Source organism: Cognatundibacterium aquatile (genome assembly GCF_014699135.1).
Lineage (GTDB): Bacteria > Pseudomonadota > Gammaproteobacteria > Burkholderiales > Burkholderiaceae_D > Undibacterium > Undibacterium aquatile.
The window spans coordinates 462,242-477,785 of record NZ_JACOFT010000002.1 but is presented as its reverse complement, the minus strand read 5'-3'; the positions used below and the strand labels follow the sequence as shown (position 1 = coordinate 477,785).

Below are 15,544 nucleotides of genomic sequence, written 5' to 3'. Positions count from 1 at the left end.
TTACTGTTTTAGCTTCTGATTGCCGCATTTTGATTGAAAATACTCCCACCAGTACGATAAATACCAACGTATCGCATGATGCCGAAGTCGAGCAGATTTTCGGCTCCACAGGGCCGCTCAGTAACAGCATTGCTGGCTATCGCCCGCGTCAGGCGCAAACAGAAATGGCGAAATCCGTGGCGGCTGCGATCGCCGGTCAGAAGACCTTGCTCGCTGAGGCAGGAACGGGAACGGGTAAAACCTATGCCTATCTGACGCCGGCTTTGCTGTGGGGGGGGAAAGTAATTGTTTCAACTGGTACAAAAAACTTACAAGATCAGTTGTTTTTACGTGACATTCCCATGATCAAGAAGGTCTTGCGGGCGCCGGTTTCGGTCGCTTTGCTCAAAGGCCGGGCCAACTATCTGTGCCATTATCATTTGGAGCGTACGTTGCAGAACGGTCGCCTGAGTTCACGTGAAGATGTGGGCTATCTGCGCGACATCGCGCGCTTCATCAAGACGACCAGCAGCGGCGATAAATCTGAACTGTCGCGCGTACCTGAAAATGCCAGCGTCTGGAGTCTGGTGACATCGACTAAAGATACCTGCATGGGATCGGAATGTCAGTACTACCAGGATTGCTTCGTCATGAAAGCACGTAAGGAAGCGCAGCAGGCAGATGTGGTGGTGGTGAATCACCATTTGTTTTTCGCCGACGTTGCGCTGAAAGACACTGGTATCGCTGAATTGCTGCCGTCGGCCAATACCGTGATTTTCGATGAGGCGCATCAGTTACCGGAAACTGCGACCCTCTTTTTTGGCGAAACGGTATCGACCTCGCAAGTGCTGGAGCTTTGCCGCGATGTTCTTGCGGAAGGCTTATCACATGCCCGCGATGGTGCGGAATGGGCGAAGTTGGTGGCACCTGTTGAACGAGCCGCCCGTGATTTACGCCTGGCATTTCCGCAGGATATTGTGCGTCTTTCTATCGATCAGATTGCACCTTCCAGCCCGTTTTTTGAAGCGCTCGATACGCTCAAATCCAGCATGAGCGACATGATTGCCGTGTTGGAAAAACAGGCGGAACGTGCTGAAACGATAGAGCAATGCCGCGCCCGCGCGATCATGCTGCAAGATCAGATTGACGACTGGAATGCCGAACCCAAAGGCAAAGAAAAAGAAGGCGATTACGTCTTATGGGTCGAAGCTTTTTCTGTTTCGCTACAACTGCATCGTACTCCGCTGTCGATTGCGCCGATATTCAATAAGCAGCGTGAAGGCGTGCCCCGCGCCTGGATATTCACGTCGGCGACGATGGCGGTGAAAAATGATTTCAGCCATTTTGTCTCGCAAATGGGTTTGTGGAATGAACCCGCACATACCTGGCCGAGCCCGTTTAATTATCAGGAACAAGGTTTTTTATATGTACCAAACGGCATGCCTGAGCCGAATTCGCGTGATTATGCAGAAGCCGTAGTGGAAGCTGCATTGCCGGTGATCGCGGCGGCAGGCGGGCGCACGTTTTTGTTATGCACCACACTCAAAGCGGTGAAATTCAGCGCCGAGCGATTTAAAGAGGAATTTGAAAAACGCGGCTTGAATTTTCCCTTGTTTGTTCAGGGGGATGCCGGACGGACAGAGTTACTCGATCGCTTCCGGGCGGCAGGGAATGGCGTGTTGATTGGCAGCCAGAGTTTTTGGGAAGGCGTGGATGTACGCGGTGAAGCGCTGTCATTGGTGATTATCGATAAATTGCCCTTTTCGCCGCCGGACGATCCCGTGCTTGCTGCCCGGATCACTGCGATGGAAAAAAAAGGGCTGAATGGCTTTGTTCATCACCAGTTACCCGAAGCGATTATTAATCTGAAACAGGGGGCAGGGCGTTTGATTCGTGATGAAACGGATCGTGGTGTGCTGATGATTTGCGACCCGCGTCTGATTTCCAAACCGTATGGCAAACGCATCTGGCAAAGTCTGCCTTCGTTTGCACGTACCCGTGCAGAGGCCGATGTGGTCAGTTTTTTTGAGAAACTGCATGTAGCCAGAACGACCACAGTCACGCCGGAATAAAGTGTTCCTCGCTGATACATCTGAAATTTTTGAACGTTTTTTTAAAAACAGGACTGACGCAAAATTGCCCCGGCGAGGGATGGCGACGAAGACAGTACGAATAGTACGGCCAGGAGCCATAACACCGCTGGGGCGGTTTTGCGTAAGTCCTATAAAAAAGGATAAGTAATGTTTCTGACTCTGTTGCTGGTGACTTTTGCCGTTGCCATTGCTGTTGCTTTACTCGTTTCCCGTATGTTCACGCAGCCGATAGACATGATACTGAAGCGCATCATCGCGGATGCGATCAGCGCGGCCTGGCTGAAATACATGAAGTTTGCAATTCTGGTTGTTGGCATTTCTTCGGGCGTGCGTATTTACGAGCTTGAAAAATACATCGTGCCAGCGAGATTTGATAAGGAAAACAAACTGCTGGAACTGACTTTCGAGCGCTGGATACTCGAAATCTATCGCACCATCATCGCGACCTTGCAAGGCATTGCGTGGATGCTGTTGCTGTTTTTTGTCTGCGCACTGGTCGCCTATGTGATTGTTCGTGTCGCTGAAATGAAGCGTCGTCAGATTGACGGTGAATCAAAGTAAATCCGGCCGTATGACGGAGTGACGTTGTCTGCGCTGGAGCTAGCTGCATGGAAGATGACGAGAGATAAACAGATATTGGCAGGGTGAGATGAAGGCGATAGTCGGGGCAGAAATTCTGGATCAGGACAGGTTTGCCGCATGGCTGCCAGTATTGCAGGCGTGGGCTGCCTGTCACGTTGAATTTGCGCAGCAAGTCGATGATGCGGCCTACTGGTACACCGAGCGCAGCAATGTCGGCATACTGGCGCAGGCAGCCTGGCGTTCAGGGCGAGTGGCACTGGAAGAATATCAGGCCAGAAAATCCCGCCAGCACGGTCATGCAACCAAAGAGTGGCTGGGGCGCTGTGATTTGTGGATTTCGGATGCGCAGGGCGGCGAGCTGATCGAGGCGAAACAGGAATATCTGGCGCTGCGTTCACGGCAGGCTGTTTTTCTGGCGAATAAAGTTCTGGCGTCAGCAGTCAAAGATGCAAGTCATACTCTTAACGGCATAGACTCAGCGGCCTGCGGCGTCGCATTTTTACCGGTCTATTTGCGGGCAAGCTGTGCGCCGACAGCTGAGCGACTTGAGGCGGATATTTTTGCCCTGATCGCCGCTTTGCGCACATCGGAGGCAGGCATGATGGCGTGGAGCTTTCCAGCCGAAACCCGCGAATACCTTGGTGCCGATGGGCGCAATCTGATTCCGGGAATTATCTTGTTGGGCGCTTCTGCGCCAGCCTGAATCAATCAAGCGTCAAGCTGAAACCACCCTGAATATTCCGGAAAAAATGCATTTTCAGGGGAGTATCTGCGTTTTTAGCCTTTATGTCCTGATAAATAAAGGGCTTTAAAATATACTCCCCCCTAGTATGATTTGGCTCGCATTTAGTCTTTACCGAGCCGCTGGCGTGTGTCAGGCAGACGTTGGACAATTCCGACACTTCGCACGCTATGTCTGCTGACAGGCAAATTCAGTACTTCAGACAAAAAAAGCCGGGCATATTTTTATACCCGGCTTTTCATATTGAACTGTCGCTGCCGCTGTCATACGGCAGTGTGACAATCAGCTGACTGATTACCAGATCGACACGCGTTCTGCTGGCGGCAGATACATCTTGTCGCCTTCTTTGACGCCGAACGACTGGTAGAACGGGGTCATATTACGCAGTGAACCATTGGCGCGGAATTCGCCAGGGGAGTGCGGATCGGTCTTGATACGGATGATCGCTTCCTGTTCGCGCAATTTGCCGCGCCAGACCTGACCAAAACCCATGAAGAAACGCTGGTTACCGGTTAAGCCGTTAATGACTGGCGCAGGTTTGCCGCCAAGCGATAACTGATAAGCTTTGTAGGCAATTGCCAGACCGGAATTGTCGGCAATATTTTCACCCAGCGTCAGTTCGCCATTGACGTTGTAGCCGGGAACCGGGCTGAATGCATTGTACTGTTTGACCAGTGCGGCTGTTTTCGCAGCGAACTTGACGTGATCTTCTTTTGTCCACCAGTCACGCAGATTACCCGCGCCGTCATATTGTGCACCCTGATCGTCGAAGCCGTGGCTGATTTCATGTCCGATAACGGTACCGATACCACCGTAGTTCACGGCATCGTCCGCTTTCGGATTGAAGAACGGTGGTTGCAGGATCGCAGCCGGGAAGACGATTTCATTCATCTCCGGGTTGTAATACGCATTCACGGTTTGCGGTGTCATGCCCCATTCGTCGCGGTCAATCGGTTTGCCGAGTTTATTGAGTTCGGTTTGTGCAGCGAAACTACGGATAGCACGCAGATTGCCGACCGCATCGCCTTTGGTGATGTGTAGCGCGGAGTAATCTTTCCACTTATTCGGATAGCCGATTTTCGGTGTGAAAGTCGCCAGTTTTGCCTGTGCTTCTTTCTTCGTTTCCGGGCTCATCCAGTCCAGCGTATCGATACTTTCTTTGTAAGCTAACAGCAGATTCGCGACCAGTTTTTCCATTTTCGCTTTGCTGTCAGCAGGGAAGTACTTGGCGACATACAGTTTGCCTAAGCTTTCACCCATGCCGGAATCGACCAGGCGAACACCGCGTTTCCAGCGGATTTCCTGTTCAGGAACACCGCGCAGTGTTTTTGAAAAAAACGCGAAATTCTCGTCGCTGTATTGCTTAGGCAACTGGCTGGCGACCGAGCTCAGCAAATGCCATTTGAAGTACGCCTTGATCGTGTCGAGCGATGTTTCCTGCAATACCTTGTTCATGCCAACCAGATAGCTGGGCTGGCTGACGATGACATAATCAATTTTGCCGGTGACGCCGAGTTCTTTCAGATAGGCATTCCAGTCGTAGCCTGCAGTGAGTTCATTGATTTTGCTGATCTCGACTTTATTGTAAGCCTTGATCGGATCGCGCAAATCGACTTTGGTCCATTGTACTTTCGCGAGTTCTGTTTCAAATGCGAGAATCGCCGCCGCATTTTTTGCGGCTTCTTTGTCGCCCGACATCGTCAGCATGGTTTCGATATGCTTCAGATATTTGCTGCGTGTATCTTTCAGCTTGGCGTCGTCGTCTTTCAGGTAGTAGTCACGGTCAGGTAAGGCCAGACCGGACTGAGCGATGTCGAGCACGTATTTGGTCGAATCTTTATTGTCCTGATGCACCTGAATATCGTAAGGCGCGGTGACGCTGATGCGATTGAGCCACGCCATCAGGACAGGAATTTGCTTTTTATCGGTCAGCGCATCGATTTTGGCAAAATCCGCCTGCAATGGCTTCAGACCAGCAGCTTCTATACTTTTCGTATCCATGAAGCTGGCGTACAGATCGCTGATTTTCTGCGCATCTGATCCGCTGGCATTCTTGGCTTTTGCCAGGGCGTCGATGATGGCATGCAGACGTGGCACAACTGCTTCGCGCAAATCCATGAACGCACCGGCAGAAGAACGGTCTGATGGGATCTGAGCATTTTTCAGCCAGGTGCCATTGACGTGACGGTAAAAGTCTTCCTGTGGTTTGACAGATTTGTCGTTGTACTGAACGTCAATACCTGACTGCAAGCTCGCGACTTTGGCAGGTTCTGCCGCAGATGTACTGGCAGCCCCAGCGATCAGTAATGCAATGGCGCTCAATACCTGCGCTTTGAATGTTGGTGTTTTAATTGCTTGAGTTTTCACTTTTGGTGATCTCCTGTCGGTGGGTGGAACGATAAAAATATCGTCGCCCTAAGGGCTGGGCGCGATAGAAATAAACAGATGAGGCTTGAGTGATCGGTCTCATTATTGGCGTAAGGTACTGATCATTTTAACGGTGTGAGTATTTTCGACAGCCGGTCTGGAACAAGATTATTACGTACTAATGCCGGGTATTTTAATCCTTCAAAATAATCGAGCCTGATCGTCCGGTAGTATTCACCATGTCTGACGATCAGCTCTATTGCTTGCTTCTGCGTTTTGGCATTGGTGATCGCCGATTTCAAGGCGTCTGCTTTATAGCTTTTGCCATTAACGGCGATGATCAGACTGCCGCTCAGGATATTCGCTTTACCGGCAGGGCTGTTTAACAGCAGGCGAGTGATTTTGCCGGTTTTATCCAGACTGAATCCGAGTGAATACAGAAAGTCACCATCCTGTGCATCTTCTGTTGCTTTCGCATACTCAGACGGTTTCTCGGTGTACACCAGTTTCCAGCCTGCCAGTTCCAGGCTCGCAGTTGGGGTTTTGCTTTGCAAACCTTCCAGACGCTCTTGCAGGAAATGCCCCCAGTCAAATGGCTGTATCTCATTAAGAGTGCTGATAATGTCACTCAACTGGTAGCTGAGTGGAGTGGTGCTGCCGTTGTTGACACCAAAAAACTTGCCGGCAAAATCATTCAGAGAATATTTTTCTGCAGACAGCGCGCGCAACTGAGCGTCAACTTCCAGCCAGAGTAGTGCGCCTTCTCTGTAATAATCTTCATCCCGCTGGAAATCGCTCCAGGCTTGACTGCGGCGGCTCACAAATACGGGATTATTGGTGGTGTCCTGCAGATTGCGCCAGTTGCGCCCGCTCTGATGATCGTAATAAGCGGCCACGTTTGCCAGCACGTCGCGGATGTGTTCCTGCTTCATCAATCCGGAACGTGCCGCCAATACATAGCCCCAGTACTGAGTCTGGCCTTCATACACCCACAGCAGACTATCCTGCATCGGTGTGTTGAAATGTGGTGTCAGCAGATCTGCCGGGCGGCGGAATTTTCCGTTCCATGAATGGGTGTATTCATGTGCCAGTAAATCACGCCCACTGGATTTTTTTGCCCAATCGCTGAAGTAACCAGGGCGAACGCCATTTTCGCTGGACTGGTGATGCTCAAGCCCTATGCCGGAAAATTCGTCGCTGAGTGACAGCAAGAAATCGTAATGGCGATAATGTTGCGAGCCGAACAGTGTTGACGCCTGTTGCACCAGCGCCTGATGCGCGGCGATTTGCTCCGGCGTGGCGTTCAGCGATTCAGGTTTATCCGCCACCACATTCAGGTGCACGGGTATTTTGGCGCCGGGATTGAGATCAAAACGTTTGAAATATTTCCCTGCAAATACCGGCGAATCAACTAGTTCTTCCAAGGTGACAGGCTTGAACTGAAACTCGTTTTGACTTGGGCGTTGCCCCTGATTTTCACGTTTTTCAGCAAGTTCCAGTGCGCTGCCAAATTGAAATCCGGCCGGCAAAATCAGGGTGGGCTGAATCCGGATCTGGTCAGACGCTGCGCCCGCCGGATACAGAATCATGTTATTCCATTGCACACCGATGATGTCAGGCGTCATCGTAACGCGCCCGAATTTATCCTCCGTCGGAGATAAAAACTGATATTCGGCATTGAGCTGGCTGACACCTGCAGGAATTTGCAGATGAAACGCATACATATTTAATGGGTCACGTTTCCAGGCAATGGCTTGCTGGTTGCCACTGAAGCGCAGCCCTGCGAGTTGGTTTAATGCACTGTTTGTGCCATGTTTGCCGGGCAACCATTCGGGAAAATACAGTGTCAGCGGGCCAGCTTGGACCGGAATACTCGCCCGGATATTAAAAATTTTTCTGTCCAGATCGCTGGCATCAACGATCAACTGCACTACGCCCGGATAGGCTTTGTTGATGTTACTGACAGATTTCCCTGCATTGACCTGATTATTGTCAGCGGCTGCGTTCGCCGTTGCCGCAAGAGCGCCACTCGCCATGATGAAACCGCTGAGTAATGGTGCAATGAATGGCGCGATGAGTGGGGGCAGTGCGGTCGCTGATGATAAAGGTTTACTGGCGGGCAATCTCATGAAATTGGTTCTTTTCGTTTCTCAGGTCTTTTAGGATTTTTTATGGTCTCTGACTTGGATAATATTGGCTACCGATCAATACATGGACTGCGTAAATGAAAATTAGTTTCCAAAACTAAGTTACTATTTAATTGAAAATTAGTCAAAACTTAGTCAAAACTGAATTAAACCTGAAACGATAGAAACATGACTTACATTGTCGATTTTCCCGCCGGTAGCGGCTTTTTTCCCGCAATCGTGATTGCCCCAGGTTTACGTTACGCCATGCACAGGGAGTTATTCAGTCTGCTGGCGGATAAAGCGGTCGCGGCGGGATTTGCGGTATGTCGTTTTAACTGGCGTTTCTACGAAAGCGATCCGCTCGCCGGCCAGCCATCATCCGCATTACAGGATGAGCTGGAACAGCTAAAAGAAGTGATAGGACAGTTGCGGACAAAATCACGCGTATTGCCAGCGCAAGTGCATGTCGTCGGAAAATCATTCGGTAGCATCGTTGCCTGGCAGGCACTGCGCGAAGACGCTGAATTGAAAAGCGGCGTGCTGATGACTCCCTTGTTCGATGAAATGCAAGAGGGGCAGCCATGCGATGTTACCGACACATATTACCCGGGTCTGCTCGCAGAATCCCGCCCTTTGCAGATCATCAATGGTGACAATGATCCTCAGTGCAGGGTTGCTAGCGTGCATCGTGTCGCGAATCACGCTGTAGCAAATATCACCTTAACACTGCTGCGCGGTGATCATCTGCTGCAAATTCACACGCCGGATACGCAGTTACTTGCACGTGCGTCAGCAGAAAACATGGTGCTGGCGGCGGATGCCGTCGTGCAGTTTCTGATGCATCAGCATTCAATATGCTCGACCAATAACTGAACCCTGGTGACGCCGTTGTATTCGTTGGCATCGAGCCGGAATGCCACATGCACATGCTCGCTCAGGGTGTCGGTATGGCCGAACCAGATGGCGTCATAACGAACGCCTTTTTTTTCCAGCACCAGTTTTAAATGACGTTCTTTCAGGATGCGTTGTGAGATCAGTTTAAAGTCATCGCAGAACACCGGTGGCGGAAAACCCTGACCCCAGACCTGGCTATCCATTAAGGCGATAAAGTCGGTGGTGAAATAGGCTTCTTCGAGTGGGCCGTCGGTTTCGATGATTCTTTCTAACTGATGTTGTTGCAACCAGCTTTTTCCCACGGCCTCGAAGGCTTGCTGAAATGCGGGTAAATCTTCATGGCGTAAGGTCAGCCCCGCAGCCATCGCATGTCCGCCGAATTTCTGTATCAGTGTCGGTGCATGTTTTGAGACCAGATCGAGTGCGTCACGCAGGTGAAAGCCGGGAATAGAGCGGCCAGAGCCCTTGATCAGGCCATCACCACCGGGCGCAAAGGTAATGGTGGGGCGATAAAACTTATCTTTGAGCCGTGAGGCGACGATGCCGATCACACCCTGATGCCAGCTTTCGTCAAACACGGTAATGGTGTGGCTGGCTGCAGGTTCGAACTGATCCAGATGCAGCAGCGCTACGTCTTGCATGTCACGTTCAATATCTTTGCGGTCGGCATTGATGCCGTTGAGCTCTTGTGCGATTTGCCAGGCACGGCCTTCGTCGTCGGTCGTCAGGCATTCTATGCCCAGCGACATGTCAGCAAGCCGGCCAGCGGCATTTAAGCGTGGGCCGAGCGCAAAACCAAGATCAAACGGGCTGGCATTACGCGGTTCACGACCGGCGACTCTGAATAGCGCTGCAATGCCCGCACAAACACGTCCGGCGCGCATGCGTTTAAGTCCTTGTGCAACGAGGATGCGGTTATTGGCGTCAAGCCGCACGACGTCGGCAACCGTGCCGAGGGCGACCAGATCAAGCAGGGTATCGAGCTTGGGCTGTTGTTGCTGGTCAAACATGCCGCGTTTGCGCAATTCTGCCCGCAGCGCGAGTAACACATAAAACATCACGCCGACGCCCGCCAGATGCTTACTGCCGAAAGTGCAATCAGGTTGATTCGGATTGACGATTACTTCGGCATCGGGCAACTGCTCGCCGGGTAAATGATGATCGGTCACGAGTACCGCGATGCCCTGCGCTTGCGCTGCCGCAACGCCGTCAACACTGGCAATGCCGTTGTCAACGGTGACGATGATATCCGGTGATTTTTCGCGTATGGTCAGCGCGACGATTTCCGGTGTCAGACCATAGCCGTATTCAAAACGATTCGGCACGATGTAATCAACATTCGCACCCAGCATACGCAAGCCGCGAATGGCGACCGCGCAGGCCGTGGCGCCGTCACAGTCATAGTCGGCAACGATGACTAATTTCTTACGTGCTGCGATCGCGTCCGCCAGAAAGACGGCCGCTTTTTCTATTTGCAATAAGCCCGATGGCGGCAGCAATGCGCTTAATTCTGTGCTCAATTCGGTTTCGCTCAGCACGCCACGTGCTGCATACAGGCGCGCTAACACTGGGTGCATGCCGTTTTGCCGCAGCATTTCTGATTCACGCAGGGAATAGGGGCGGGTGGTAATGCGGGTCATGTAGGCTTCAGTGTGAAAAGTGCTTGCAGGCTGGGTTTGATCCAGAATTGACGCAGCGACCACGGCGTCAGCTTAAAGCTGGCAAGCAGATGTGCATCAGAGCAGTGCATTGTGATGCTGTTGAGCTGGCGGCTTTTTAAGGCTGCCAATACAGGCGCAAACCAGTCGTTTTCCAATGTCTGCATTTGCGTCAGCCATTGTCCCCAATCGCTATTGATTGCAGACTCAGTTAAATGTTCAAGTAAGACGCAGGTCGTGTCTGTTGTGGTTGCATTGTTTTGTGCGTTTTGGAGATTTTGCAAATCCGGTGCAGACAGCAAATCGGCAAACGACCGTGCTGTATCGATTCGCTTTTCTTGTTGCATCAGCGTATCGGCACCGCCAGAGAGCCAGACCGAGTTGATGGCTTTTTTTCCTTGCGCTTCACGCTCATCATTCAGCGTATGTGCGAACCACATCATCTGAATTTCATTTTGCAGTTTGCGCCACGCTCTTGCATGTTCGCCATCCGGCATCCAGATATCGACATTATGGCCGCAGGCCGCATCAGCACTGGCTGTTTTTAAACCAGTCCAGCCATCAGCGCGCAGAAACCAGGTCGATGCGTCGCCATACTGTAGTGTCATCCCTGCTTCGTCGGTCGCTGTTTTTGCAATCTCAAACAAAACGCGCGATTCTTGTTCTGAGATGTCGAGTCGTCGTTGGTCAGTCAGAACCAAATGATCACGGGCGATATGAATATGCACCGGTTGCAGTGTGAACCAGCGCCCATCGACTGGCTGCAAACCCATGTTCTGCATACGGTTTAACGTGACTGGCGGGTCGCAGTCGTGTGCACCTTGTAGTTCGTTTGCCAGAAAATATTCATGTACCAGTGCTTTGGCAAATGGATCAATATTCCTGAGTGGCATGCGCTTTGCAGATGCAATCAAGCGAGCCAGTGCAGGCGTTTGCATCGCTTTGAGCAGATCATTTTCCAGTCCGGACGGGGGTATGCTGAACGGCAATATCAGTTCTAAATTTTTCATAGAGCGTATTGTATGGCAAACTTCTGTCTGCCTTAATTCCTTGAAACGACATTTGCAGTGAAAAATCTCTCTTTTGAATGGCTAGTGGGTCTGCGTTACACGCGTGCCGGACGTCGCAGTGGTCGTAATAGCTTCATTTCCTTCATTTCCATGATCTCTATGTTCGGCATTGCACTCGGTGTTGCCGCGCTGATTATCGTGCTGTCGGTGATGAACGGATTTCAGAAAGAAGTCCGCGACCGTATGTTATCGGTGCTGTCACATATTGAAGTATTTGACGCAGCCGGTTCTATGCCGGACTGGAAAAATACGGCACTGCAGGCGCAGAAAAATTCTTCTGTTGTCGCCAGTGCGCCTTACGTTGATGGGCAGGCGATGATTATCCGCGATGATGTGATGCGCGGCGTGATTCTGCGTGGCGTATTGCCTGATCAGGAACCGAAAGTGTCGGAAGTGGCGACAAAAATCAAAGTCGGAAGATGGGAAGACCTGAGACCGGGAGAGTTCAATATTATTCTGGGTACGGCGCTGGCGAGCAGTTTGCATGTCAGAGTCGGCGACAAAGTGACACTGGCGGCACCCGAAGGACAGATGACGCCAGCGGGAATGGTGCCGCGTCTGAAAGCATTTAATGTGGTCGGCATTTTTGATGCCGGGCATTATGAATTCGATTCTGGCATGGGATTTATGCAGATCGAAGATGCGCAGAAATTTTTCCGCCTGTCTGCACCTTCCGGTTTGCGTCTGCGTATCAAGGATATGTTAAAAGCGCCGCAGGTCGCGCTGGAATTGTCGCAAACCTTGACCGGTGATTTGCTGATCCGCGATTGGTCGCAACAAAACCGTAACTATTTCTCTGCCGTCAAAACAGAAAAGACGATGATGTTCATCATTCTGGCGCTGATTGTTGCTGTCGCTGCGTTTAATCTGGTTTCCACGCTGGTGATGACTGTCACCGATAAACAGGCGGATATTGCCATCCTGCGTACACTTGGCGCTTCTCCAGGTTCGATCATGAAAATATTCATGATACAAGGCGGACTCGTTGGTCTGATCGGTACCGGTTTAGGCGTCGCGCTCGGCGTTCTGGTGGCGTTGAATATTGATGTGATTGTGCCAGCGATCGAACATTTGTTAGGCGTCAATTTCCTGCCGAAAGATCTGTATTTCATCAGTGCTTTGCCGTCTGATCTGCGTTGGGCAGACGTTTGGCAAATCAGCAGCATGGCGGTTGTATTGGCATTTGCCGCAACTATTTATCCCAGCTGGCGAGCAGCCTGCGTTAAACCGGCGGAGGCCTTGCGTTATGAGTAATTTCACAGAGAAAGCAATTTTAAGTTGTACCCAGCTTGGCAAAACCTTCAATGAAGGCGCGGAAGCGGTCAAGGTGTTGCAGGGAATTGATCTGACAGTCAATGCAGGAGAGCGCGTCGCAATTATCGGCGCATCTGGCTCAGGTAAATCGACGTTGTTGCATCTGTTAGGTAGCCTCGATACCCCGACGACAGGTCAGGTTCGTCTTCTGGGTGAAGATCTTGCAAACCTGAGCGAGTCTGTGCGTGGCGTGATGCGTAATCGTTCTTTGGGTTTTGTGTATCAGTTCCATCATTTATTGCCGGAATTTTCTGCGCTTGATAACGTCGCAATGCCCTTGCTGATTCGCCGTATTCCGCGTGCGGAGGCGCGCCAGCAGGCGCAGGCGATACTGACCAAAGTCGGGTTGGAGCACAGAGTCACGCATGTGCCGGGTGAGTTATCTGGTGGCGAGCGACAACGGGTTGCTCTGGCACGTGCCTTGGTGACGCAGCCAGCATGTGTTCTGGCAGATGAACCAACGGGCAATCTCGACAGCGGCACTGCTCAACAGGTATTTGCACTGATGCTGGAATTATCCAGAACATTGGGTACCGCTTTTGTGATTGTGACCCATGATGCCGGGCTTGCTGGACGTTGCGATCGCGTGTTCCGTTTATCGGAACAGGGTCTGCTACAGCAATAAGGTTGCTGAGTCTATGAAGCGGACGGCGACGCAGTTCAATAGCAAGTACAAAAAAGCGGGTGTAGCTTGTCTGTTTGTGCTGAGCTCATGGCCTGCGTTCGCGACCACGGAACTGGTGTTGCAATTAGAAACTTCACTGTCCCGGGATACTAATCCATTTCGCTTTTATGACGATCAGGTCGGCGGCGGGCGTAAGCAGGAACAGATACAGCGACTGACCGAGACTGTTAACGCAAGCGATATCCGCGCCGGCGCTATCATCCCTTTGCTGTCTGATCAGACGCGCCTGACTCTCAGCGGCTCTCTCGGAAATCGCCATTACAAGGAATACCGTCAGCTTGACCATCAACCAGGCGCGGCGGACGCTGCTTTTGATTGGCAGGCAGGTAAGTCTGTCAGTGGCAGGGTATATGCCGGTAAAGATAAACGTTTGTTTGAGTACATTAATGGCAGTCTGACGGAGCGGGATATCGCGCATTCGCGCCGTGCCGGAGCAGACGTCAGAATAAAACCAGATGACGACTGGATGCTTAGTGCGAGCCTGTTTCGGAATGCGCTGAACTACGATCTGGACCTGAACCAGTTATATAACTTTGACGAACGCGGTCAGCAGCTAGGTTTGCGTTATATGTCGCCAACGGGTTCCAGTATCGAGGCGGGGACGCGTTTATCTGAGACCAGTTTTGCCGACAGAACGCCAGCGCAAGTGCGGGATCTGGATAAAAAATACAAAGAAACGGAGTTGTATCTGGATGGTGAGTGGCGCTATAGCATCAAGACCATCACCAGCGCCCATCTGGGGCTGATACGTCGCCGCTATGATGTGTTGCACGAACGTGATACCCGTTTATTTAACGCGATCTGGCGTGGTACTTATCATTACTCAACAATGTTAAGGCTGGATTTGCAGCTATTCGACAGACCATTTACGATCGTTGACCCCTCAATTCTGTATGTGGTCAGTAAAGGCGCACGCGTTGACGCGTTGTGGAAGTGGTCGGATAAAACTAACGTCAATTTTTCAGCCTTACTGCAGAATAGTGATCAGGAGCTGATTCCCAGATTGGTCAGACCCGACAATAATTTTTCCCGCAAAGAGAAATTACAACGAATCGGCATTGGTGCGAGTTACCAGTTTGAACGTGGTTTCCGGCTTTTATTCGACAGCTTTTACGAAAAAACGGACAGAGCTGCTGACGATATCAAACTCAGGCAAGGGGTCGTCCGTCTTGGCATAGAATATACGTTTGAGAATCTACCCGGCAGCGCTGCACGATTAGGTTTGCAGCGTTATCAACAATCTTTAAGCGCCACAGAGCCGATACGCGAATGATGTCCTTGTACAAAAAAGCCAGCCGCTTTGCCGCACGCCATCTCGCAGGGCGGTGGATCAATTTGCGCAAGCAACAAGGTGTCGTCAGTTTTTCGTTTGACGATGTGCCGGCCAGCGCTTGTCATATTGGCGCAGAAATACTGGAACGCTATCAGGCACGTGGCAGTTTTTACGTTTGTGGCAAATTAACTGACGGTACAGAGCAGGGGCAGACCTGCCACAGCGTGAAAGATTTGCAGAAGCTCGTTGCAGATGGCCATGAAATTGGCTGCCACACTTATTCCCACATGAACTGCGCCAACAATAGTCTTTCTGCTCTGCGTCAGGATTGGCAGCGCAATCAGGCGTTTTTTGAGACGCATCATTTGCCGAATAGGGGATTTGCATTCCCGTTTGGCGCCTACGATTTGCCCAGCAAAATAGCGGCTTCGAAACGATTCTTGTATAACCGCATCACGGGTGGTGGCACACACATAGGAAAAGCGGATTTATCCGCCTTGCGCGCACAAGCCTTATATGCGGATAAGACTGATGCTGATACGGTATTACAACTGATTCAGCAAACTGCAAATGAAGGCGGCTGGCTGATTTTTTATTCTCATGAGGTCAGGAATGAGCCTGGTCCGTGGGGCACAACGCCGGAACAACTGGAAATGGCATTGCGGATAGCAAGCCAGTCCTCTTGCCGCATTCTGACCGTCGAAAAAGCGATCGCTTTTTTCCAATCCTGAATTTCCATTGCGGTTTCCTGACTTCAT

Annotated in this window: 12 protein-coding genes; 8 read left to right on the top strand and 4 right to left on the bottom strand. The window is 51.2% G+C overall.

Translation table 11 applies throughout. The features are described from left to right. Positions 1-29: 29 nt before the first annotated feature. From H8K26_RS06450 to H8K26_RS06440, 3 genes are all read left to right on the top strand, one after another. A complete protein-coding gene (locus H8K26_RS06450) occupies positions 30-2,051 on the top strand; it encodes an ATP-dependent DNA helicase (RefSeq protein ID WP_190478217.1) in 2,022 nt (673 codons plus the stop codon). A 168-nt stretch (positions 2,052-2,219) separates the two neighbouring features. After that, positions 2,220-2,633, top strand: a complete 414-nt coding sequence (locus H8K26_RS06445; protein WP_190478215.1) for a hypothetical protein — start codon at positions 2,220-2,222, stop codon at positions 2,631-2,633. 88 nt (positions 2,634-2,721) lie between these two features. After that, positions 2,722-3,357, top strand: coding sequence for a hypothetical protein (locus H8K26_RS06440; protein WP_190478213.1), 636 nt, complete (start codon positions 2,722-2,724; stop codon positions 3,355-3,357). Positions 3,358-3,690: 333 nt separating this feature from the next. Here the strand turns inward: H8K26_RS06440 and H8K26_RS06435 are convergent, their stop codons facing one another. Next, complete coding sequence (locus H8K26_RS06435; RefSeq protein ID WP_390366271.1) at positions 3,691-5,763, bottom strand: M13 family metallopeptidase; 2,073 nt, start codon at positions 5,761-5,763, stop codon at positions 3,691-3,693. 122 nt (positions 5,764-5,885) lie between these two features. After that, the gene (locus H8K26_RS06430; protein ID WP_190478211.1) at positions 5,886-7,892 is read right to left on the bottom strand and encodes a M61 family metallopeptidase; all 2,007 of its coding nucleotides are present in this window, start codon (positions 7,890-7,892) and stop codon (positions 5,886-5,888) included. A gap of 186 nt (positions 7,893-8,078) precedes the next feature. Here H8K26_RS06430 and H8K26_RS06425 point away from each other — a divergent pair, with 186 nt between their 5' ends. Continuing rightward, positions 8,079-8,765 (top strand): alpha/beta hydrolase, encoded by a 687-nt coding sequence (locus tag H8K26_RS06425; RefSeq protein WP_190478209.1) that lies wholly within the window; start codon positions 8,079-8,081, stop codon positions 8,763-8,765. On the opposite strand, the gene recJ is transcribed toward H8K26_RS06425, so the two are convergent. Further along, entirely contained in the window at positions 8,735-10,426 is a 1,692-nt protein-coding gene (recJ, locus tag H8K26_RS06420; protein WP_190478207.1) for a single-stranded-DNA-specific exonuclease RecJ, read from the bottom strand. The two genes, H8K26_RS06425 and recJ, sit on opposite strands and share 31 nt — an antisense overlap. Next, positions 10,423-11,454, bottom strand: coding sequence for a hypothetical protein (locus tag H8K26_RS06415; RefSeq protein WP_190478205.1), 1,032 nt, complete (start codon positions 11,452-11,454; stop codon positions 10,423-10,425). The genes recJ and H8K26_RS06415 overlap by 4 nt, the downstream gene beginning before the upstream one ends. A 57-nt stretch (positions 11,455-11,511) precedes the next feature. Here H8K26_RS06415 and H8K26_RS06410 point away from each other — a divergent pair, with 57 nt between their 5' ends. The 4 genes from H8K26_RS06410 to H8K26_RS06395 are packed head-to-tail and all read left to right on the top strand — an operon-like array spanning position 11,512 to position 15,517. Further along, positions 11,512-12,768, top strand: coding sequence for a lipoprotein-releasing ABC transporter permease subunit (locus tag H8K26_RS06410; RefSeq protein ID WP_190478203.1), 1,257 nt, complete (start codon positions 11,512-11,514; stop codon positions 12,766-12,768). Then, a complete protein-coding gene (lolD, locus tag H8K26_RS06405) occupies positions 12,761-13,453 on the top strand; it encodes a lipoprotein-releasing ABC transporter ATP-binding protein LolD (RefSeq protein ID WP_190478201.1) in 693 nt (230 codons plus the stop codon). The genes H8K26_RS06410 and lolD overlap by 8 nt, the downstream gene beginning before the upstream one ends. Before the next feature lie 13 nt (positions 13,454-13,466). Then, the gene (locus H8K26_RS06400) at positions 13,467-14,786 is read left to right on the top strand and encodes a hypothetical protein (RefSeq protein ID WP_190478199.1); all 1,320 of its coding nucleotides are present in this window, start codon (positions 13,467-13,469) and stop codon (positions 14,784-14,786) included. Beyond that, positions 14,783-15,517 (top strand): polysaccharide deacetylase family protein, encoded by a 735-nt coding sequence (locus tag H8K26_RS06395; protein WP_190478197.1) that lies wholly within the window; start codon positions 14,783-14,785, stop codon positions 15,515-15,517. The genes H8K26_RS06400 and H8K26_RS06395 overlap by 4 nt, the downstream gene beginning before the upstream one ends. Positions 15,518-15,544: the final 27 nt, after the last annotated feature.